General features: G+C 72.5%; 23 protein-coding genes. 5 read left to right on the top strand and 18 right to left on the bottom strand.

Annotated features, from left to right (window positions below; translation table 11 throughout):
- Window positions 1-11: 11 nt before the first annotated feature.
- From BL253_RS01105 to BL253_RS01055, 11 genes are all read right to left on the bottom strand, one after another.
- A complete protein-coding gene (locus BL253_RS01105; RefSeq protein WP_158230318.1) occupies window positions 12-353 on the bottom strand; it encodes a WhiB family transcriptional regulator in 342 nt (113 codons plus the stop codon).
- A 536-nt stretch (window positions 354-889) separates the two neighbouring features.
- Entirely contained in the window at window positions 890-1,072 is a 183-nt protein-coding gene (locus tag BL253_RS01100) for a hypothetical protein (RefSeq protein ID WP_076812569.1), read from the bottom strand.
- Window positions 1,065-1,595, bottom strand: a complete 531-nt coding sequence (locus BL253_RS01095; RefSeq protein WP_076812567.1) for a hypothetical protein — start codon at window positions 1,593-1,595, stop codon at window positions 1,065-1,067. Before BL253_RS01095 ends, BL253_RS01100 begins: the two co-directional genes overlap by 8 nt.
- Before the next feature lie 42 nt (window positions 1,596-1,637).
- Window positions 1,638-2,051: a hypothetical protein gene (locus BL253_RS40090; RefSeq protein WP_076812565.1), complete on the bottom strand. Its 414-nt coding sequence runs from the start codon at window positions 2,049-2,051 to the stop codon at window positions 1,638-1,640.
- A complete protein-coding gene (locus tag BL253_RS01085; protein ID WP_076812563.1) occupies window positions 2,048-2,407 on the bottom strand; it encodes a hypothetical protein in 360 nt (119 codons plus the stop codon). Before BL253_RS01085 ends, BL253_RS40090 begins: the two co-directional genes overlap by 4 nt.
- Entirely contained in the window at window positions 2,404-2,892 is a 489-nt protein-coding gene (locus tag BL253_RS01080) for a hypothetical protein (RefSeq protein ID WP_076812559.1), read from the bottom strand. The genes BL253_RS01085 and BL253_RS01080 overlap by 4 nt, the downstream gene beginning before the upstream one ends.
- Window positions 2,889-3,047 (bottom strand): hypothetical protein, encoded by a 159-nt coding sequence (locus BL253_RS42135; protein ID WP_158230317.1) that lies wholly within the window; start codon window positions 3,045-3,047, stop codon window positions 2,889-2,891. The genes BL253_RS01080 and BL253_RS42135 overlap by 4 nt, the downstream gene beginning before the upstream one ends.
- 495 nt (window positions 3,048-3,542) lie before the next feature.
- On the bottom strand, window positions 3,543-4,751 hold the full coding sequence (locus BL253_RS01070) for a DUF3631 domain-containing protein (RefSeq protein WP_076812553.1): 1,209 nt from the start codon (window positions 4,749-4,751) through the stop codon (window positions 3,543-3,545).
- Window positions 4,748-5,551 carry a bifunctional DNA primase/polymerase gene (locus tag BL253_RS01065; protein WP_076812550.1) on the bottom strand — a complete coding sequence of 268 codons (804 nt, stop codon included), beginning with the start codon at window positions 5,549-5,551 and terminating at the stop codon, window positions 4,748-4,750. Before BL253_RS01065 ends, BL253_RS01070 begins: the two co-directional genes overlap by 4 nt.
- Complete coding sequence (locus BL253_RS01060; RefSeq protein ID WP_076812547.1) at window positions 5,548-5,805, bottom strand: hypothetical protein; 258 nt, start codon at window positions 5,803-5,805, stop codon at window positions 5,548-5,550. The genes BL253_RS01065 and BL253_RS01060 overlap by 4 nt, the downstream gene beginning before the upstream one ends.
- Window positions 5,802-6,038, bottom strand: coding sequence for a hypothetical protein (locus BL253_RS01055; RefSeq protein WP_081437896.1), 237 nt, complete (start codon window positions 6,036-6,038; stop codon window positions 5,802-5,804). The genes BL253_RS01060 and BL253_RS01055 overlap by 4 nt, the downstream gene beginning before the upstream one ends.
- A gap of 83 nt (window positions 6,039-6,121) precedes the next feature.
- On the opposite strand from BL253_RS01055, the gene BL253_RS01050 reads away from it, so the two are divergent.
- On the top strand, window positions 6,122-6,802 hold the full coding sequence (locus tag BL253_RS01050; RefSeq protein ID WP_158230316.1) for a helix-turn-helix domain-containing protein: 681 nt from the start codon (window positions 6,122-6,124) through the stop codon (window positions 6,800-6,802).
- Entirely contained in the window at window positions 6,799-7,998 is a 1,200-nt protein-coding gene (locus tag BL253_RS01045) for a tyrosine-type recombinase/integrase (protein WP_131831429.1), read from the top strand. The genes BL253_RS01050 and BL253_RS01045 overlap by 4 nt, the downstream gene beginning before the upstream one ends.
- Before the next feature lie 66 nt (window positions 7,999-8,064).
- On the opposite strand, the gene BL253_RS01040 is transcribed toward BL253_RS01045, so the two are convergent.
- The 4 genes from BL253_RS01040 to BL253_RS01025 all read right to left on the bottom strand — a co-directional run bounded on the left by BL253_RS01040 (window position 8,065) and on the right by BL253_RS01025 (window position 12,693).
- On the bottom strand, window positions 8,065-9,861 hold the full coding sequence (locus BL253_RS01040; protein WP_076812536.1) for an MBOAT family O-acyltransferase: 1,797 nt from the start codon (window positions 9,859-9,861) through the stop codon (window positions 8,065-8,067).
- A 138-nt stretch (window positions 9,862-9,999) separates the two neighbouring features.
- Entirely contained in the window at window positions 10,000-10,464 is a 465-nt protein-coding gene (locus BL253_RS01035; RefSeq protein ID WP_076812533.1) for a hypothetical protein, read from the bottom strand.
- Window positions 10,465-10,647: 183 nt separating this feature from the next.
- Window positions 10,648-11,838, bottom strand: coding sequence for a trypsin-like serine peptidase (locus BL253_RS01030; RefSeq protein WP_081437881.1), 1,191 nt, complete (start codon window positions 11,836-11,838; stop codon window positions 10,648-10,650).
- Window positions 11,839-12,210: 372 nt separating this feature from the next.
- Entirely contained in the window at window positions 12,211-12,693 is a 483-nt protein-coding gene (locus tag BL253_RS01025; protein ID WP_081437880.1) for an antibiotic biosynthesis monooxygenase family protein, read from the bottom strand.
- A gap of 101 nt (window positions 12,694-12,794) precedes the next feature.
- Between BL253_RS01025 and BL253_RS01020 the strand changes: the two genes are divergently transcribed.
- Window positions 12,795-13,424, top strand: a complete 630-nt coding sequence (locus BL253_RS01020; protein ID WP_076812531.1) for a PadR family transcriptional regulator — start codon at window positions 12,795-12,797, stop codon at window positions 13,422-13,424.
- A 98-nt stretch (window positions 13,425-13,522) separates the two neighbouring features.
- Here BL253_RS01020 and BL253_RS01015 read toward each other — a convergent pair whose 3' ends face one another.
- The 3 genes from BL253_RS01015 to greA form a co-directional block, all read right to left on the bottom strand.
- Window positions 13,523-15,514, bottom strand: coding sequence for a vWA domain-containing protein (locus BL253_RS01015; RefSeq protein ID WP_076812528.1), 1,992 nt, complete (start codon window positions 15,512-15,514; stop codon window positions 13,523-13,525).
- Between the two features lie 159 nt (window positions 15,515-15,673).
- Complete coding sequence (locus tag BL253_RS01010) at window positions 15,674-17,131, bottom strand: sigma 54-interacting transcriptional regulator (RefSeq protein ID WP_476644100.1); 1,458 nt, start codon at window positions 17,129-17,131, stop codon at window positions 15,674-15,676.
- Between the two features lie 349 nt (window positions 17,132-17,480).
- Window positions 17,481-17,966, bottom strand: a complete 486-nt coding sequence (greA, locus tag BL253_RS01000) for a transcription elongation factor GreA (protein WP_076812519.1) — start codon at window positions 17,964-17,966, stop codon at window positions 17,481-17,483.
- 516 nt (window positions 17,967-18,482) lie between these two features.
- Between greA and mca the strand changes: the two genes are divergently transcribed.
- Together mca and BL253_RS00990 are read left to right on the top strand one after the other, a co-directional pair.
- Complete coding sequence (gene mca, locus BL253_RS00995) at window positions 18,483-19,487, top strand: mycothiol conjugate amidase Mca (protein ID WP_081437879.1); 1,005 nt, start codon at window positions 18,483-18,485, stop codon at window positions 19,485-19,487.
- 108 nt (window positions 19,488-19,595) lie between these two features.
- The gene (locus BL253_RS00990) at window positions 19,596-19,865 is read left to right on the top strand and encodes a hypothetical protein (protein WP_158230315.1); all 270 of its coding nucleotides are present in this window, start codon (window positions 19,596-19,598) and stop codon (window positions 19,863-19,865) included.
- Window positions 19,866-20,074 lie beyond the last annotated feature (209 nt).

Raw genomic sequence — 20,074 nt, 5'->3', positions numbered from 1 at the left:
GCCCACCCCGGTCACCCCCGCCGCGACGGACGGGGCGAGCCGGCGCCGACGACCGGCGGCGGACCACCGGCGAGCACCAGGCCGACGGCGGCGGGGTCCTGGCGCTGGCGGGCGGAGAGGCCACCGACGACGCCGTAGCGGGTCTGGCCGACCTCGAACGCCAGGGCGGTGCGCAGGCAGTCGGCACGGACCGCGCAGCGGGCGCAGAACACGGCCTGAGCGGCCCTCAGCTCGTCGACCGCGTCACCGAAGAACAGATCCGGGTCCGAGCCGGCACAGCGTGCCTCGGCGCGCCAGGCATCGCCGCTGGTCAGCACGGCCGCGGCGGCGATCTGGGGCAATTCCGATGCCACGGAGATCAGTCTAGGGCTAGAGCGAACGCGCGTTCGGTAAAGGCGCGCCGAAGTAGGGCAAGTAGGGCGCATCTCGGGTAGCCGTGACGCTCCGTAGCAGCCATCCGAATCGATCTACGTCACGTACGGTGACCATTGAGCGATCTTGAGGGCGCTACTCAGAGTAGCGATCATGGCCTGGCGCCCCCGTCACGCTGCGTGAAGGGCCTCCGAGCGCGGGGGGAGAGATGGCTGTTCGTGGGGTCAGCGGGTCCCCGCCTGTTTCGCGATCGACTTTCGCGCCGAGCCGCGCCAAATTCTCACTCGACGTGATCAAATCAGCCATCGATGGCCCGCCTTCRCAACCATGAGTCACGCGGCTGGCCTGGGGTCCGTCACCATCTGTTAGCCACAACCTGTGACGGATCTTGGTCCGTCGTCTGGTCACAGTCTGTATCTGACAGAAGGTGACCAGACTCCGAGCATCGCTGGCCGGACACGACGCAGCCCCCGTGACCATCGGTCACGAGGGCTGCTCTCGTCTGCTGYCTGGCCTGTCAGCCCCAGGTATCCGAGGCCAGCTCGGCGACGGGCGGTGGCGTCAGGTCCAGCGGGGCGACGAACGCTGCCCGCACCCGCRGGTCGTCCGCCGCCATCACCGTGCCAGCGGGCACGAGTAGCTCTCGTGCCCAGTACGACTCCTTGGCCTTGACCAGCCCGGCCTCCGCCGCCTTAGCCATGGCTGCACACCACCCCGCCGCCGGGGATCCGGCGGTAGATGACGCCACCCCGCTGGGACGGCGGCGCGGTCCGGGCCGGCGGCGCCGCGCGGCGGAGCTCGGGCGGGACATAGCCCGCGCGGGCGCGCAGCTCGGCGATGTACTGGTCACCGTCGAAGGGCACGGCCTCGCGGACGTGGCCGGCGACCCAGTCGGCGCGGCGCTCCCGGTCGTCGCGGACCACGGCTCGCGCGAGCGCCTGGTCCTCGCCGAGGCTGACGCCCCACTCCTGCTCATGGCGGCGCCGCTCGGCACCCCAGTGGATCTCCACGGCCCGGTCCTGCAGTTCGCGAGGACGGGCCCGATCCCGGGCCGCGGTCATCCTCGCCGACGTCGCCAGCGTCTGGCAGGTCTGCGAGCAGTACGCCCCGCCGAACGGGTTCGCGTGCGCGCCGCAGGTCGCCCGGGCGCAGCTGACGGACACCGACCCGCGCGGCATGCCGTCGGCCCGCGTCCAGTAGTCGCCGTTACCCCAGTCGCCCATCGTGTGACTCCTCTCGTTGATCCATTGTCCCGCGTTGGGTGGTTAGTCCTGGTCCGACCCGCCGGGCCAGAACCCGCCCGGCCCGGTCAGCACCCCGGCGGCCGGTTCGGGCACCTCGATGTCGACGTCGGCGGGCGCGAGTGCCCGCTCGATCGACGGGCCAGGCCGCGACGGCGCGCGCCAGGCCTCGGCCGGCGCCGGCTCGGCGCCCACCGGGGTACGCCGCGGCACCCCGCACGGCACGCACGGCGCACCGTGCGAGCCCGTGGACGTGCCCCGGCAGGTCCGGCAGACCAGCGGCCCACTGACCGGGTCGCCGAGTGATGCGTCCGTCCAGGTCGTGCCGCACCCGGCACAGGTCACCTCGGCCTGGCCGCCCTGGTCGATCCGGATCTCGCAGCCGCAGGTACAGCGGTAGTGGCCCCGCTGGAGCGGGAGCAGGTCGGTCGTCGTCACGCGCGGTCTCCTTCGTCGTCGGAACGTGTCTCCTCCTCCGTGGGCGCCTGGTCGCTGCCCTGCTCGCCCGCGGTCACCTCGCGGTCCCACGCGCGGCAGCAGCGGGGCGTGAACTCGGCAGCGTCGACGTCCACCATGGCGGTGGCGCTCACGAGCTGCCCGCACCCGCGGCAGGCCGCGGCCAGGCTGACGCCACAGCGGCAGCGACTCACCCGCTGGCCCGACCACGCACCGGCGGGCACCTCGGCGAGCACCGCGTCGACGTCGGCGCGCGTCACCGCGGCCCGTAGCCGGACGAACGCCCCGCCATCGCCAGGGTGGTGGTTGGGGCCAGTCGTCTCACCGGTGATCGTCATCTCTGGTCCTCTCGATCGGTGGATTGGTTCCTGCCGGCCGCGCCGCCGCCGTTCCCACGTCCGCGCCTCCCCGGCCGGTGCCGCGCCGCCTGGTCCTCGCCGGGCCCGGCGGTGGCGTCGCAGGTGGCGCACAGCTGGACGAACAGGCCGAGCGTCCCGGCGGTGACGACCATCGCCCTGACCCTGGCCGTCCGCGGCAGGCGCTGGTGGCAGCGGTCGCACAGGTCGCCGAACAGCAGCCGCGTGCACCAGCCGCAGGTGACGAGCCCGGGGCGTGCCAGCGACGCGAACAGCGGCACCGACGGGCCCGGCCGGTGTTCGCAGCGGATGACGCGACCGGCGGTGACGTCGGCGAGGACGGCGCGCGCAGCTGCGTCGAGCCAGGGCGCCGCGGCGGCCGCATCGACGGGGCGCCTGGCGGAGACCTCCGCGATCCCGGCGACCAGCTTCCTGCCCGCGCGGACCCGGCGGGGTGTCCTGCTCACTGCTCGGTCCTCTCCTCGTCCGGGCCCGCGATGGCGGCGGCCAACGCCCGGTATCCGGCCGCCTTCGGGTCGGAGTAGGGCGCCAGCCCTAGCGCCTCGAGCACGTCCTGCCGCGCGTCCGGGTCGGCCACCTCCCGGTGAACGAGGCGGGTCACAGCGGCCTGCTGAGCCCCCGTCAGTCCGGTGTCCTCCCGCGTCCACGTGGCACCACCACCGGCCATTACCGGCCTTCCTCTCCGTTACTGCGGGTCACGGCCAACGCGTCAAGGCACAGCCGGTAGGACCGGCGCGGCCCGTCGCCGACGCAGTGCGCGACCCGTACGCCGGGGGCACCTCCGTGGAGGTGGCGCCGCTGGCAGAAGGGGCACCGGGCGACGGCCAGGCCCCCGCCGTCGAGACGGACGGMGGCCACATCGGGTAGCTCGGTCGACATCCCTGCTCGCCCTCCCACAGGTAGGTCGGGCGGGTACTCGACATCCCCCTCGGTCTCTTCACGCCATGGGGGCGTAACAGCCGTAACAGCCGTAACGGTGCAGGTCAGAGGGTTGCGACCCGTAACAGGGGGCGTAACGGGCGTAACGGCGCGCCGGGCCGTTACGCCCCCTGTTACGGGCGGGACGTAACGCGGTTCGGTGCCGTGACCTGCGTGTTCAGTCATCTGTTTCGTCCGTTACGGCCGTTACGGGCAGGTACCGCGCCCATGCGTCGGAGAGCGGGCCGCGGTCGTAGCCGCGGCGAGTGCCCTCCGGGAACCGGAGCGGCTTGGGGGTGACGCCGTAGCCCTTGAGTCGCTCGGCGAGCCCGGCCGCGTCCAGCGCGCGGCCGAAGCCCACGTCTCGCCATGGGCTCTCGGTGAGACCGAGCAGTCCTTCGAGGATCAGCTCCGTCGACAGCCGGTCTACCTCGCCGAGCATGGCCCGCTTGTCGGCCTGGCCGAAGATGGTCCGCAGGTCGCCGAGCAGGCGGATACCGCCGCTCCCGGTGTCGTTCTCGGCCGCCTTGGTGAGCACCTTCGCGGCCTTGCGAGCACGCTCCGGCCAGGCGCCGCCGGCCTCGTCGGCAATCGCGATCAGCGGTTCCCAGGTGTCGGCCGCCCGGTCCTCCAGCGGCATGTCCGGCTCGGCCTTCTGGAGGGCGTCCCTCCGACCCTGCGCCCAGGTCCCGACCCGGGCGCGCGCCGCGACCAGGTCCGGCCCGTCGCGGCGCGTCCGGAACGGGGAGACCGACTCACCGGGGCCGCGGCGTCGCATCCGGATGACGACCGCGCGGTCCATGATCGTGTCCGGCAGGTCGCCGATGGACGCCAGGCACGCCATCGCGAACGTGGGCAGTTTCTCCAGCTGGCGGGAGGTGATGTCCCATCGGATCGTCGGGCGGTCGCGCTGATGACCAGCGTTGAGGATGCCCCGAAGATCCTCGTTGTTCTCGGCCTGCCGCTTCGTCCCGAAGATCGTGTCCGCCTCGTCGATCAGCAGTGTCGGCGGGTCGTCCGACAGCGACCGGACCACCGCGGCGATCGAGCAGTTCACCGTGATCAGCGGGTCATGGCAGGCGCCGGTGACGATGTCGAGGGCCCGGCTCTTCCCGCACCGTTTCTCGGGCGAGCAGAACACCAGCCGCGGCGCGTGCTCCCAGGCCGGTACCGCGTGCGTCGCGGCCGTCCAGAGCACGACGGCGTCCGCCGACTCCGGGTCCGGGAAGACCACGTAGCGGGTGAACAGCGCGTGCAGTTGGTCGAGCACCTCGGCGCCATCCAGCTCGGCGCCGGCCTCGGCCTCGTCGGCGCTGCGTCGCTCGGCGGTGCGCTCCCGCGCCTGCCGCGCGATCCTCGCGGCAGGGGTCTCGTCGGGCGCCGTCACGCGGCCCCCAGATGGCGGAGCCCCGACTGGACGGTGCGCTCCGCCTCGAACGCGGGCAGGCCCACGGCCGCCGCAGCCGACAGCAGGGCATCCGCGCCCGTCTCCAGGTCGAGCCGACCAGCGCCGGCATGCTCGGCTACGCGCCGCGCGGCCCAGTACAGCCGGTCGTTCCGGGTCCCCTCGGCCGCGTCCATGACCACCTGGACCAGACCGGCGAGGATGCGGTCAGGCGCGGCCGTTCCCGAACCGGAGGCCGGACGGAACCGCGGCGCGGCGGGCCGCGGTTCCGGCGCTGGCGGGGTGGCCAGCGCGCGCACCCATGCGGGCAGGGGCGCAGGCTGGTCGTCGTTCTCCCACCGGTACCGCACCCCGGTCCGGTGCCACGACGGCGGGGCGATGACGTACCCGCCCACGGCGCGCACATCGATACCGGGGGCGACCAGCTTGGACGAGTTGCGGAGCTCCGGCCCGTCTCCAGCGAGGAACCACAGGTGATGACCGCGACCCGTCGCCACCGTCGCCGTGGGCACCTGCCCGTGCTCGGCGACCAGCGACAACCACGACGCGACGCCCTCGTCTCCGTCCAGGTCGACGACCACGAGCCCAGACGGGCCCGTGGCGACGCCTACCGAGGCCCGCGGCCAGGTCGACCACCAGAACGTGATGACGGACGGGTCGGTCGTCGCAGGCTCGGTCGTCCCCCACTTCACCAGCGGCTGCTTGGTACCGGTCAGCACGGGGAAGACGTGGCACCCACGGGCGGCCAGGGTGAGCGCCGCGGCGCGCATCTCGGTGCTCACTCGGCCACCGACCAGTCCCGCGCCAGCTCACCGGCGCGGCGCCGATCGGCGTGGCGTTCCTCGTCCTCGCGGCTCAGGAGCCGGCGCCCAGCGGCGGCGGCGCGGGCACGGAGGTAGGCGCGGGTGCGCTCCCGGGCGATCCGCCCCGGCGACCATGCCGGCGCGGTACTCTCGGACTGATCGCCGCGACCGCCCGGCCGCTGATCATTTGGAACGGCGCCTTCCCAGGGGCGCCGTTCTGCGTTGGGGCTCATGCAGCCGGCGCCTCAATGCCGAGTAGGTCGAGCAGCCGGGCCACGGGGACCACGTAGTTTCGGCCGACCTTGATCAGCCGAACCGGGAACGTCCCGTTCTTCGCCATGCGGTAGCCGACAGTCTCGCCGATGCCGATCACCCTGCACGCGGTCCGGAGATCCGTCCGCACGCCGAGGCTGCGGACCCGCTCGACGGTCCACTCCGTGTGTGCTTCGGCCGTCGCGTTTGCCACGCCCACTCCTTCGTCGGGTCGCTCGTGCTCGTTGGTCTGTTCGACCAGCGATCGAACGATGATGACCGTAATGGATGGGTGGCATGTTCGGCAAGCGACCCAACGACGTGCGATTATCGATCCGTGCGAAGCGACGACAGATGGCGACAGACGACGTGACGGCCGGCGATGCCGATCCGAGTACGACAGGTCAGGTGATCGGTGCGAACCTTCGCCGGCTCCGCGAACAGCGCCGATGGACACAGCACGAGACGGCGCGCCATTTCCAGGCCGTGGGGCTGAACTGGACGCGGGTCCGGGTTGCGGCAATCGAGCGCGGCGACCGGGAAACGGTCGACATCGGCACGCTTGTGCTACTGGCTGGGGCGTTCGGCGTTCCGCTCGGCGAGCTGTTCGCAGGAGACGGCGACGTGGYCGTGAGCCCGTCGACGGCCTGGCGCCGCTCGGATCTCCGGCGGATGCTCGCGGGGGAGAAGCCGCCGGGACCGTGGGAGAATTCCACCGTCATGGCGCCAGCGCGTGGCGGTCGCCTAATGGGCACTGAGGCGGATGAGGCGCTCGCCGAGCGGCTAGGCATCGACCGCATGGACGTGATGGGCGCCGCCCTGGATCTGTGGGGCCGCACTCTGACCGACGAGCGCGATCTACGGGTGAACATGCTCGGCGACACCGGGCCGGCCGAACGCCAGGCGCACCGCGGCCACCTCACGCGCGAGCTCGCGCAGCAGATCGAACAGCACCTCGGTAGGGGCGGTGCACCGTGAGCCGATCGAAGGATTACGAGCGGGAGTGCCCCTGCGAGGATCCCGAATCCTGCCGTCGCAAGGACAGCCCCGGACACCGGGTGCGCTACCTCGTCCGCTTTGAGAAGCCGCCCGGCCCGAACGGGGAGCGCCGCCAGGGCAAGCGGCGGTTCCGCACGGCGGAGGAGGCGAAGAACTTCCGCGCGGGGACGATCACAGCCGTCGCCGCGGGTACGTACACCGACCCGTCGCGCGAGCCGCTGGCGAAGTACCTGCGGGACTGGCTGAAGCGCAAGGAACGGACGCTGAAGCCCGGCCCGCTGGCCGACTACACCTACCGCCTGAACACCTACGTGATCCCGCATATCGGCRCCGTCCAGCTCGGCAAGGTCCGCGTCGACACGCTGGATCATCTGTTCGACTTGATCGCAGAAGACGAAGATCACGACCTCGGGCCGACGTCGCTGCACTCGGTGCTCGCCGTGCTGTCCAGCGCGCTCAGCGACGCCCTGGACCGGGAGCTGGTCGGCCGGAATCCTTGCTTCCGCTACGGCAAGAACCACCTACCCCCGAAGGGCACCCCGCGGGTGAGCCCCTGGTCGCCAACCCAGACAGGCGCGTTCCTCGCGCACGTCGCCGATGACCGGTACGCCCTTCTGTGGCGGATCTACGCGATGTACGGCCTGCGGCGGGGCGAGGGGGTCGGCCTGCGGTGGTCGGACGTCGACTTGGCCGCCAACCGCCTGACCGTCGCCCAGGCCGTCACGCTCGCCGGCGGGCGGGTAGTCGTCGGCAAGCCCAAGACCAAAGCCGGYGAGAACCGCGTCGTGGTGTACGAGGCGGACACGGCGGCTGCCTTCAAGGCGCACCGCAAGGCGCAGGCCGCGGAGAAGCTCCGCGCCGGCCAGGCGTACGACGATGCCGGCCTGGTGTTCTGCGACGAGATCGGTCGCCTGGTGCGGCCTGAGGCGATCTCCCACCGGTTCCGGAAGCTGGAGGCCGCCGCCGGCCTGCCGCGCATCCGTCTGCACGACCTTCGCCACGGCGCGGTCTCGATGCTGCTGCACGCCGGTGTCCGGCTGGAGATCATCTCCAAGTTGGTCGGTCACTCGTCGACGAGGGTGACGACCGACCTGTACGGGCACCTCGTCGAGGGAACCGCCGAGTCCGCGGCGGACGCCGTCGCAGCGTTGCTGAAGGGCACGGCCAGCGCATGATCGGCGCGTTCGTGTCCAATCCGTGTCCAAAGCGGGTCCGCCGACGCTGCGACCTGCGGGGGAGCGTCAGAAGCGGAAGTAGATGAACGGGGCGACGTCCTGCTGGCCGACGAACGAGTACGCCACCAGCAGGAACGCGGCGACGGCGAGCACCTGGACCAGCAGCGTCAGCTGGTCGAAGGCTCCCTGGGCCGCCACCCACCAGCGCGCCGGCACGGCGGCGAGGCCGAGGCCGACCGCGATCGCGACGACCACCGTCGGCGTCACCAGGCCGACGGCGAGCCCGCCGGTCACCAGCCGGCGCAGGATCTCCCCGGTGGTCGCCAGGTCGGGTGACCGGAACAGCACCCAGGCGGCGCACACAAGGTGGAACGTCACGATCCGGCGTGCCCAGCGTCCGGCCGTCGTCATCCCCGGCGCCACCGGGCCGCGCGACGTGGACAGCTCGTCCGGCGCGGTCGGGACGGTGGATTTGGCGGGGACGGCCATGGAACCGGCGACCACAGAGTCGACCGCCATGGAACCGACCGTCATGGAACCGGCGGCCATGGAGTCGGCGGCCACGGAACCGGCGGCCTCGCTCGCCCGTGGCGGGCCCGCGGCGGCCGGCGCCGCTTCCGCCGAGTCGAGTGCCGCGGGAGCGGGAGCGATGGCCGTCAACGCGGCCGCGTCGGCGGGTGAATCGGCCAGGTCGCTCCTGGTCGGGTCTCCGCTTTCGCGGGGGAGCGGGATGGTCACCGAACGCGCGGCGGGCGCGGCGGCCTTCGACGCGGGGGCGAGGCCGGGACCGGGGGGGTCATGGCGGTCGCGAGGGCGGGCCCGGCGCTGTGCGAACGAGCGCTCGGCCGCCAGGCCGGCGCCGTGCGCCGCCCCCCAGCAGACGAACGTCCAGGCGGCCCCGTGCCACAGGCCACCGAGAACCATCGTGACCAGCAGGTTCAACTGGGTGCGGCGCGGGCCGCGCCGGCTGCCGCCGAGCGGCACGTAGACGTAGTCGCGCAGCCAGCGCGAGAGCGTCAGGTGCCAGCGTCGCCAGAACTCGCGCAGGCTCGTCGCCGCGTACGGCCGGTCGAAGTTGTCCGGGAAGCGGAAGCCCAGCAGCAGCGCGATCCCGATGGCGATGTCCGAGTAGGCGGAGAAGTCACAGTAGATCTGCACGGCGTAGCCGTAGATCGCGGCGAGTACCTCGATGGACGAGTGCTGCCCGGGAGTGTCGAAGACCGGGTCGACGAGGCGACGGGCGAGCAGGTCGGCCAGTACCACCTTCTTGACCAGGCCGCCGCAGATCAGGAAGACGGCGCGGGTCGCCGGCACGGCGGCGCGGTCGCGCGGGCTCRCCAGCTGCGGGATGAACTCCCGGGCTCGCACGATCGGGCCGGCGACCAGGTGCGGGAAGAACGCCTCGTAGACGGCGAAGTCGATCAGTTTTGCCGGCGTGGTGTCACCACGCCAGACGTCGATGACGTACGAGAGCGCCTGGAACGTGAAGAAGGAGATCCCGATCGGCAGGGCGACCTGCAGCAGGGGTAGCGGCGCGCCAAGCCCGATCTGGCCAAGCGTTCGGTCCACCGACAGCGCGAAGAACCCGTAGTACTTGAACCAGCCCAACAGGCCAAGATCGGCCACGATCGCGCCGATCAGGATCCTCCGGTCACGGCGGCGGGCCAGCATGGTGGCGGCGGCCTGGTTGACCAGCGTCGACACGACGATCAGGAGCACGAACCGGGCATCCGTGTAGCCGTAGAAGAAGTAGCTCGCCGCCAGCATGAACGGCTTCCACCACCGTGGCCGCGGCATCAGCCACCATGACAGAGCCATCACGACCAGGAAGAAGGCGGCGAACTCGATCGTCGGAAAGACCACATGCACCGTCCTCGTCRCCATCGGTAGCCGACGCCACTTTACTTAAAGTGATCCCATCGATACTGATAGCGACCATCGATGGCGAGGCGGATGGGGCGCGCACGGCGACGGAGGCCGGCCCGAACGGGCCGACATCCGTCACATGCCGGGCTTGACGACCATGAGGAAGACGATGCCGATCCAGCAGGACGTCGTGATCAGGCCGGTGAGAGCGAGCCACGGCAGGCGGTGCCGGGCCGCCATGCCGGTCTGCTCGATCTCCGCGACCGCCGTCGCGACGCCGCCCGCCAGGATGGTGACCGTGAGCAGGGTGGCGATCCCCCAGAGAGCGACGGCGCTGGTGATCCAGCCGTCGCCGTAGTGGCGGACGCTGCCGAACGGCCCCTGCCGCACGAGGACCAGCCCGAGGGCGACGACCCCGAGCGAGGCCACGGCGGCCAGCCGCAGCAGCCGTGGCGCCGGGCGCAGTATCGGGAGCGCGCGCAGGCCGACGAACGTCATCGCGGGCAGGCAGAGGCCCGCGAAGGCGAGCGGGCTGATCACGAACATGGCGCCCACGATGTGCAGGGCCAGAACCAGCCCATACGGCCCGGTGTGYGGCATGCGCACGACGCTACCGACCCCTCGCGCCGCCGCGTGGCCCGGCCCCGGCTCTGCCCGCCGGGCTCGGCCCACAGAGCTCGGCCCCGCCGAGCGGTGCCTGTCGAGCCCTGCCTGTCGAGCCCTGCCCGTCCCAGCGCCGTCCCGGCGCCGTCCCAGCGCCGTCCCGGCGCCGTCGCGGCGTCGTCAGAGGTCCATCGCGTGTTGGTAGAGGTCCTGGACGACGGGGCCGAACCAGGTGCCGTAGATGGTGCCCGGATCCGTCGTGTAGGCGTAGCTGACCACGGAGTCCACCGTGCCGGTGCCACCGGTGAACGCGCTGAACCAGCCGCCGCCGCTCGCGCCCGCGGTCATGGAGCACGGCACGCCGAGCGACGTCCCGCCGTGCGGATCGGCGGTGGGTGTGCCCGAGCAGTACATCAGCGTCGAACCGTCGTAGGGCGGCAGTTTCGGGTAGCCGAGGACGGTCTGCGACTGCCTGCCGGTGCCGAAACCGATCGGGAAGGTGCCGCCGACCACGGCCGCGAGCGACCGGCCGCCCAGCGGTCTGAAGGCCGCGAAACCGGCGTCCTCGTTGAAGTTCTGCCGGGTTCCCCAGCCGTTTGTCACGGTCAGCTGCCGGGCGCGCCAGACACCGTACGGCGAGGCGCCGTTCGCGTAGCCGGGAATGAAGATGACGTTGGTGGCGAACCCGCCCGCCGAGCCCCCCTCGTGCAGGCAGTGCCCGGCGGTCAGTACGAGATCTCCGCCCGGGCTGTCGACGACGGTGCCGGAGCAGRCGTAGTCGATGCCGCCGATCGTGCTGAACAGGGCTCCCTCGGCGCGCGCCGCGAGCCCGCCGCCGCGGTAGGGCGCGACCCGGTTGCCGGCGAGCGGCACCCGGCCAGGCACCACGACGTCGGGTACCGGGACGTCCGGTGAGAGGGCGCCCGGTACCGGGTCGTCGGCGAGGTGGGGTGCCAGGACGTCCGGAGCCTCGGCGGCCGGGGCCCCGCCGGGCGTGCCGGGCGTGCCAAGGGATGAGCCGGGAGACCTGGGCGCGTTCGCCGCCTGGCCGGTCTCGCCGGCCGCTGGGGCCGGGCGCTGGGCGACGTCGCCCCTGATGGCCTGGTCCCGGCGCTCCGGCGTCCAGTAGCGCGTCAGTTCATCGTCGTTCTGCGACTGGCGTCGCGACGTGACCGGGGTCGTCGGGACGCCGGTGGGGGACCCGCCTGTGGCCCCCGGCGGGCCGGGTGCCGGGGAGGGGCTCGGGGCCGGTTCCAGCAGGAGCAGGACGGCGATGGCCGCGGCCGCGACCGTGAGCCCGGCCAGCCAGGGGCGCCACCAGCGTGCGCCGCCGCGCCGCCCGCCGCCGCCGCGCCGCCCGCCGCCGTCCATCGGCGGGTCGTCCCCGCCTTCGTCGTGCTGATCGCTAAGCTTCTGCTCGCGATCGGGCGGCGGCAGGCTGACCCACGCCGTTCGCGGGCCGCCTGGCCCGCGGCGCGGGTGCCGCCCGCCTGGACGGAGCCAGCCGCGCCCGCGGCGCCGCCGGCGGTGCTGGCCCGGTCTGGGACGTCTGGCGCCGGGCGGACCCGCCGCGCCGTCTTCTTCCAGGGTCGACAAAGACCCCACCCCGATCTGTGAAGACATGGCTGCGGACGGTAGCAGCGGCATCGGGGGTTGCGGCGCTTCGAACGGGCTGGGCCAGCCCGGGCAGCTGGGTCAGCCAGGGCACTCGGGGCCTCGGCCCCAGTCGGGCCCCAACCGTGGTCAGGCGGTCGGCTCCGGTGCCGGTTTCGGCCCCGATCGTTCGGCGTCGACCCGGGCCCTGGCCTCGGTCCAGGTCGGTGGCTGCGCCGCGGCGTCGTGCGTCCAGAAGACGAACGTGGAGTGCGCCATCGTGGGCCCGAGCTCGCGCATCGCCGCCCGGTGCTCGGCCGAGCGGACGAATCCATCCAGCGCCGGCCGGTCGGTCCAGCCCGACAACGTCCAGTACTCCCCGCGTATCGGGCGGGCGACGAGCGACACCCCCAGAGCCCCGGGAGTGGTCAGCAGTGCGCGCCGCACCCGCAGCGCGTGTCGAAGCATCGACACGGTGTGCCGGCGCGAGGTGATCTCGAACCGGGAGGCCATGACCACCGGTGTACCGGCCGACGGGTCGGGCGTCCCGGCGGTCGCGGCCGCCGGGGTGGCGGTCGCGGACGGGTCAGTGGTGGTCGCGGTGGACGGGGTGGACCAGGGGATGGTGGCCATCTGGGCTCCTCGGGCGTCGGTGGTCCGTAGCAGACCGTCTGTTTCGGATGGTCTGAACTATAGTATGAATCGGACCATTTGCGAGGAGTAATCTGCGGGCTGTGGACGAGAAGGAGGCACCCGACGCGACGGACCGGCCCTCATCGGTTCCGGGAGCGGCGTCGCTGACGCCGGTCTCCTACCTGGTGCTGGGGCTGGTGGCCAGGCATGGCACGGCCACGCCCTACGACCTGAAGTCGTTCGCCGCGCAGTCGGTCGGCAACTTCTGGTCCTTCCCGCACGCGCAGCTCTACAAGGAGCCGCCGCGGCTGGCCGAGGCCGGCCTGCTCGCCGAGGAGCGCGAGGAGTTCGGGCGCCGCCGCCGGATCTTCCGGATCACCGACGCCGGCCGGGCGGCACTCGCCGAGTGGCTCGCCAGTGGCGAGACGGCGCTGGGGGAGCTACGCGCGCCCGGCCTGCTCAAGCTCGCGTTCGCTGAGCTGGGCCGTCCGGCGGACGCGGTGACGCTCGCGCGCGGGCAGGCTGCCGCCCACCGGGCGCAGCTCGCCAGCTACGAGGCGTTCGCGGCGCTCCCGGCGGACGCGATGCCGTGGTCGCTAAGGCGCGCCCTGGAGCTCGGCCTCGGCTACGAACGGCTGCAGGTGGACTTCTGGGAGGCCCTGGTCGGGGACCTCGCCGCCGGCCGGATACCGCCCTCCCCATCGGCCGGTCCCGCGCCGCCGGGCTCCTAGCAGTGGTCTGTCGGATCAGGGTGATCAAGCCGCAGGATCGACGCCGGGGGCGGCAGTGGTGAACGAGATCAACAAATCATCGCTGGGTGGGGACCAGGTCAGCGGGCCGCGCGGCGGCCGCCGCGGGAGCGCAGGTAGTCGTGGACGACGTACTCGCCTAGCGCGTTCGGGTCGGGGGAGAGGACCCGGCCGCCGTTGCGCCGGGCCATCTCCTCGACGAAGCGCACCAGCCGCGGCTCGGTGTCCAGCATGAAGACGTTGATGTTGACGCCGCGCTTGGTCAGCCGGTCGACCTCGGCGAGTGTGAGCTCGAGCGTCTCCGGCATCGGCGGCCACGAGAACGCCGGGGTGCCGTCGCGCAGCAGGTGGGCGGTCGGCTCGCCGTCGGTGACGACCATGACCACCGGCTCCGACTCCGGGTAGCGCGACAGCAGCCTGCCGGCGATCAGCAGTGCGTGCTGCAGGTTGGTGCCCTGCACCATCTCGGAGTCGAGGCCGGCCAGCTCCACCGGCCGCAGCTCGCGGGCGTAGTCCGAGAAGCCGATCAGGTGGATCTTGTCCTGGGGGAACTTGGTGGTGACCAGGGTGTGCAGGGCCAGCGCCGTCGACTTCGCCGTCCCCCAGGTGCCGCGCAGCGCCATCGAGTAGGACAGGTCGACGAGCAGGCAGACCGCGGCCGAGGTGCGCTTCTCCGTCTCGGCGACGGCGAAGTCCTCGACCTTCAGCCGGATCGCCACCCCCGGCCCGGGCGGCCCGGAGCGCAGCACCGCGTTGCGCACGGTGCGGACGACGTCGAGGGGCTGCGTGTCCCCGAACTCCCAGGGACGAGCGGTGCCGATCAGCTCACCCGCGGCGCCGGCGTCGGTCTGCGCGTGGTCGCCGCGCGCGCCCGACGAGATCTGCCGGAAGATCCTGGCGAGGGCCGACTGACCGATCCGGCGCACCGCCCGCGGCGTGAGCTCGAGACGCCCGGAACGGCGGGTCAGGAAACCGGCGCGCTCCAGCTCGCGCTCGACCTGCTGGAGCTGGCGCAGGTCGTCGACCGCCGAGCGTCCCAGCGCCTCGGCGATCGCGTCCGGGTCGACGTCGTCGAGCGAGGCTCCCGGATAGTCCTGGTTGAGCGCGGCGGCCAGCTCGTCGAGTTCCGCGAGTTCCTCGAGCGCCGACGTCGCGTCGCCGAGGCCGAGCTCCGCCCCACCCCCGCGCGGGTCGCCGAAGCCGTTCGCCCGTCCCGACGGGCGCATGCCCCAGTTGAGGTTCGGCCGGGCCGACCGGAGCGCCTCGCCGAGCTGGGCGAGCTCGTCGGCCAGGCCCATGTCCTGGACGGCGGACGCCATCAGCCCGGCCAGCTCCTGGCGCTGCTTGGGCGACAGGCCGGCGAGCAGGCGGGCGGCGGCGGCCGAGCGCTGGGCGAGCGTGTCGATCAGTTCTTCGAGGTTGCTCGGCTGCTCGGGGAAGAACTCCCCGAACTCGCGCATGAAGTCGCGGAACGCCTCGTCGGTGTCCTCACCCCGGGCGTCCTTGGCGAGCAGCTCGTTGAGCGCCCGAACCATCTCGCCCACCCGAGCCATGTCCTCCGGCGTGGCGCCGGTCAACGCCTCCTTCATCCCGCGGAACTGGGAGTCGAGGACCTCGCGGCGCAGCAGGTCAGCGATCTGGTCGTACGTCTCGCGGGCCGCCTCGGAACGCCAGTCGTAGTCGGCGAGCTCGCGTACCGCGCGGGCCGGGTCGCCCGGCAGCGCGTCCAGCTCCGTCTCACGCATCCGCGCGTCGTCCGACGGGTCGGGGAACAGCGCCGCCCGCTCCTGGCCGATCGCGGTGTCGAGCAGCCGGCGTACCTCCCGCAGAGTGCCGTCGAGCCGGCCGCGGGAGCGCACCTCGCGGCGGCGCCGGTCGACCGCGCGGCGCAGGTCGTCCAGCCCGCGCCGGCCGTTCATGCCGCGGCGCAGCAGCGAGTCGAGGGCCTCTCGCGGGGTCCGGCCCTCCAGCACCTGGCGGGACATCTCGTCGAGGGCGTCGGTGGCGGCGAACGGGAAGTCGAGCGGGTCGGGACCGCCCGCCCAGGGGCCGTAGCGGAATTCGTTGCTCACCGTGTGATCCCGTGCCTCTCAGGGCCTCGCTTCGCGAGGGTCCACGCCCCTGTGGTCCAGGGTGCGTCCGGCCCACGCGCCGCTCTCTGTCGTGTCCCGCTGGCCCCGAGATCCCAGCCCGCCGCGGTTTTCCGTCCCCGCTGGCGACGCCGCTCGCGGTCAGCCGCCGTAGACCGTCCGGCCGGGCAGTTCCTCCTTGGCGAGCCGGCGGTTGAGGTGCAGGCCCTCCATCGCCAGCTCCAGCGCCGCGGCGGCGAGCCCCGGTGACTCGGCGCCGTCCACCCCGAGCTTGGTCAGCATGCCGGCGAGTCCGGGGACCGGGCCGACCCGGCGCAGCAGCTCGGCGGCCGTGACCAGGTCGCCGGTCTCCACCGGGCCGTCGGCGTCGAAACGCTTCTGCAGCCCGGCCAGGTCGGTGCCGGCGAGCCGTGCCCGAAACGTCTCGGCGATCGCCCGACGCAGCAGGTGGGTGAGGATCTCGTCCTCTCTGCCCTCCTCGAGCGCCTCGAACTCGACCTTGCCGCGCACGGCCGGCACGATCGAACCGAGGTCGACGACCCGGGCCGTCGGGACGTCCTCTCCCGTCAGCGCCGCCCGCCGGACCGCGGAGGCGGCCACCGTCTCGGCGGCGGCGACCGCGAGCCGGGCCGACACGCCGGAGCGCTGGTCCACCTGCGGGGCGTCCCGGACCAGCCGGGTGAAGCGGGCGACGATCTCGATCAGATGGTCGGGCAGTGCCGGCGCGCCCAGCGGGGAGCCCTCCCAGGCCAGCACCGCCTCCTGGCGGATGAGCCGCAGCTCGTCGTCGAGGCGCAGCGGGTAGTGGGTGCGCACCTCGGCGCCGAACCGGTCCTTGAGCGGGGTGATGATCCGGCCGCGGTTGGTGTAGTCCTCCGGGTTGGCGGAGGCGACCAGCAGGATGTCCATGGGAAGCCGCAGCAGATAGCCGCGGACCTGGATGTCGCGCTCCTCGAGCACGTTGAGCAGCGCCACCTGGATGCGCTCGGCCAGGTCGGGCAGCTCGTTGACGCTGAAGATGCCACGGTTGCACCGGGGAACCAGGCCGTAGTGGACGGTCTCCGGGTCGCCGAGGGTGCGGCCCTCGGCGACCTTCACCGGGTCCACATCGCCGATCAGGTCGCCGACGCTGGTGTCCGGCGTCGCGAGCTTCTCCCCGAACCGGTCGTCGCGGTGCCGCCAGACCACGGGCAGCTCGTCGCCCAGCTCGGCGTGCAGCGCGCGGCAGCGCCCGCAGACGGGTGCGTACGGATGATCATTGATCTCGCAGCCGGCGACCACCGGTGACCACTCGTCGAGCAGGCCTACGAGCGTCCGGATGAGGCGGGTCTTGCCCTGGCCGCGCTCGCCCAGAAAGACGATGTCGTGGCCGGCCAGCAGCGCGCGCTCGACCTGGGGCAGCACTGTGTCGTCGAAGCCGACGATGCCGGGGAACCGGCTCTCACCGGCGGCCATTCTGGCGAGCAGGTTGTCCCGCAGCTCCGTACGCACGGACCGGTGCACATGCCCGGACGCACGCAGGCCACCCAGGGTTGTGGGGGGCGGAGCCGGGGCTGCTCCTGGGTCGGCGGAGCCTGCCCGGGAGGCCCGAGGCTGGATGGTCGCCGACGACGGAACGGCGGGACGGGGCGGGACCGGCAGTTCTACCACCCCACCGACGCTACCGCCCGCCTACGGCTTCGCCAGCCCGGTTCCCAAACTCACCCCGAATCAGCTCCCCCTCGCGCGCCCCTCCGGCCTGGCCGAGCTCGAAGGACTCGAGCTCCCCGAGCCCGGCGGGCTCGGGGAGCTGAACGCGCCTGCTCACGGCCCGGGCACCCGGGTCCCGGTGATCTGCCGGCAGGCCTGTGACCGTGCCGAACCTGCCGGTCAGCACCGGGACCCGGGGTGCCGGGACGGGGAAACGCGTGGGCACATCGCGGCCGGCACAGCCGCCGCCGTTCAGCGTTCAGCGGGCGTACGGGGCGATGGAGACGATCTCGACGGAGGCGCCGCGGCCGTTTGGCAGGGTGTAGTCCACCTTTTCGCCGGCCTTGTGGCCGGTCACCGCTCCGCCGAGCGGGGAGGCCGGGGAGAACACCTCAATAGCCGTGCTGTGGTCCTCCCGGGAGCCGATGAGGAACCGCTCGGTCTCCTTCTCGCCCGGGAACCGGACCTCCACGACCATGCCAGGCCCAGCCACGCCGGCGGTGCCCGCCGCGGGCTCGCCCACCTTGGCGTCGCGCAGCAGGTCCGTGAGCTGGCGGATGCGGGCCTCCTGCTTGCCCTGCTCCTCCTTGGCCGCGTGGTAGCCGCCGTTCTCCTTCAGGTCGCCCTCTTCGCGAGCAGCCTCGATCTTGTTCGCCAGCTCCGTCCGGCCGGTCGTCGTGAGGTGGTCGAGCTCGGAGCGAAGCCGGTCGTAAGCCTCCTGGGTGAGCCAGGTCTGCGGGGTCACGCGTCACGCTCCTCGTGGCACAAGCAAATACTCAGTTTATCAGGAAGATCTAGAAACTCGGGACGACACGCAGCGCGCCCCCACTCGGCGGAGGGCGTTGATCCGGTGGTCCTCGACGTTCGGACCTGCTGGATCGCGGACCCCCGGATCGGTGAAGCCGATCAGGCAGGAACCCCGTCGCCATCCGGCAGGAACCCCGTCGGTCACATCCCCAGGTGTGGGGGTGCTGACACTGACGGTCACGCGACACCTGCCCTGTGTGTCAGGGCGGACAGCGTCGACGCCACGCCGCGCCGCGACCTCACGTCCCCGTTGTCGGACCTCACTGTCCCSGGGGCGCGTGCGCGGACGGTGCATTGTGCCACGGCGTTCGGTGACTTTTCCATAACGAACGTGAACTTGGCCACGGGCGGGGGGTGCCCAGGCGTCACGTGACGTCGACCACATCCTCCGGTATGGCCTGGTCGKGCGCGGTCAAGGGCCAGAGCTGTCACGGGCATCAGCCACAATGGCTCCATGCCGGTGAACCTCGAGGCGGCCTCCGCTGGCAGCGGCTTCGCTGCCGAGCGCACAGCCTCCGCCGAGACCCTGTCCGAGTCCCACGACGCGCCGGACCACGGCCTTCGGCTGATGGCCGTGCACGCCCATCCCGACGACGAGTCGAGCAAGGGCGCCGCGACGATGGCGCGCTACATAGGTGAGGGCGTCGAGGTCCTCGTCGTGACCTGCACGGGCGGTGAGGCGGGCAGCATTCTCAACCCGGCGCTGGACAAGCCCGAGATCGTCGAGCGGCTGCCCGAGGTGCGCCGCGAGGAGATGGAGCGGGCGCGGGCCATCCTGGGCGTCCGGCAGACCTGGCTCGGCTTCGTCGACTCGGGCCTGCCGGAGGGCGACCCGCTGCCCCCGCTGCCGGCGGGCACGTTCGGCACGCTCGACCCGCGGGAGGCGGCCGCGCCGCTGGTCCGGCTGATCCGCGAGTTCCGTCCGCAGGTCATCACGACCTACGACGAGAACGGTGGCTACCCGCACCCGGACCACATCATGACCCACAAGATCAGCGCGGTGGCGTTCGAGGCGGCCGGCGACCCGGAGCGCTACCCGGAGCACGGCGTGGACGCGGGCCTGGCGCCGTGGCAGCCGCTGAAGCTCTACTACCACCTCACCTTCCACAAGGCGCGCATCCTGGCGCTGCACGAGGCGATGACGGCCAGGGGCCTGGAGTCGCCCTACGGGGAACGACTGGAGAACTGGATCGACCGGGCCGAGGACAGCGCCCGGCTCACGACCAGCGTCGAGTGCGCCGACTTCTTCGAGGTGCGTGACCGGGCACTGCTGGCCCACGCCACCCAGGTCGACCCTGACGGCCCCTGGTTCCGGGTGCCGATGGACCTGCAGCGCGAGGCCTGGCCCACCGAGGACTACCAGCTCGCCCGTTCCCTCATCGAGGTCGGCACCCTCCCGGAGGACGACCTCTTCGCCGGCATTCGGAGCTCCCCCACCGATCTGCCAAGCCCGGCTTGACCTTTGTCGTCAGGTCCGGCCCGATCGCGGGCTGGCAGGCAGATTGGCGGGGACCCCGCGCCTGGCCATGCGTCAAAAATGGTGGCGTAGGGTCGGGATGTGAACCAGGTGCTTGCTGGGCCGGTACTCGCGGCCGATGAGATCAGCGGTGGGACGGCTGGAGCGCTCATCGTTCTCTTCCTCTGTGTGGCGGCTGGTTTCGTCTTCTACTTCATGTTCGGCAGCCTCAAGCGGCTGCGGAGCAACGTCGATCGGGGCGACTTCGGGGCCGTGAACGCCAGCCGGCGCCCGGCCGAGGGTGGCCCCGGGGACAAGGCCAAGCCGGTCGTCGTCCCCCGCCAGCCCGACGGCTCCGAGGACACCGACCGCAACGCCTGACGCCAAGCGCGTCCGTTGCGCGTTCGCGCCCGCTCGCCCGCGTTCGCGCCCTGCGTGGGCGGCGTCGCTCGCCCCGGCGGTGCCGGTGCCGGCGGGTAGCGCGGCGGCTGAAAATCGGTGGTCCCGGTAGTCTCGGACGGAGACGATCGACACTGTCCGCGCCCACGGCCGCCCGATGCGCGGCCGTGTGACCACACGCGCGCGTGGAT

The organism is Pseudofrankia asymbiotica (genome assembly GCF_001983105.1).
Classification (GTDB): Bacteria; Actinomycetota; Actinomycetes; order Frankiales; family Frankiaceae; genus Pseudofrankia; species Pseudofrankia asymbiotica.
The sequence above is the reverse complement of the archived record's forward strand: the minus strand, read 5'-3'. Positions and strand labels throughout refer to the sequence as shown.

Bases quoted from the DNA above. Each gene is read 5' to 3' on its own strand.
- BL253_RS01095 (WP_076812567.1), bottom strand. From the start codon at position 1,595: ATGGGCGACTGGGGTAACGGCGACTACTGGACGCGGGCCGACGGCATG.
- BL253_RS01085 (WP_076812563.1), bottom strand. From the start codon at position 2,407: ATGACGATCACCGGTGAGACGACTGGCCCCAACCACCACCCTGGCGAT.
- BL253_RS01060 (WP_076812547.1), bottom strand. From the start codon at position 5,805: ATGAGCCCCAACGCAGAACGGCGCCCCTGGGAAGGCGCCGTTCCAAAT.
- BL253_RS01025 (WP_081437880.1), bottom strand. From the start codon at position 12,693: ATGGCCACCATCCCCTGGTCCACCCCGTCCACCGCGACCACCACTGAC.
- mca (WP_081437879.1), top strand. From the start codon at position 18,483: ATGCCGGTGAACCTCGAGGCGGCCTCCGCTGGCAGCGGCTTCGCTGCC.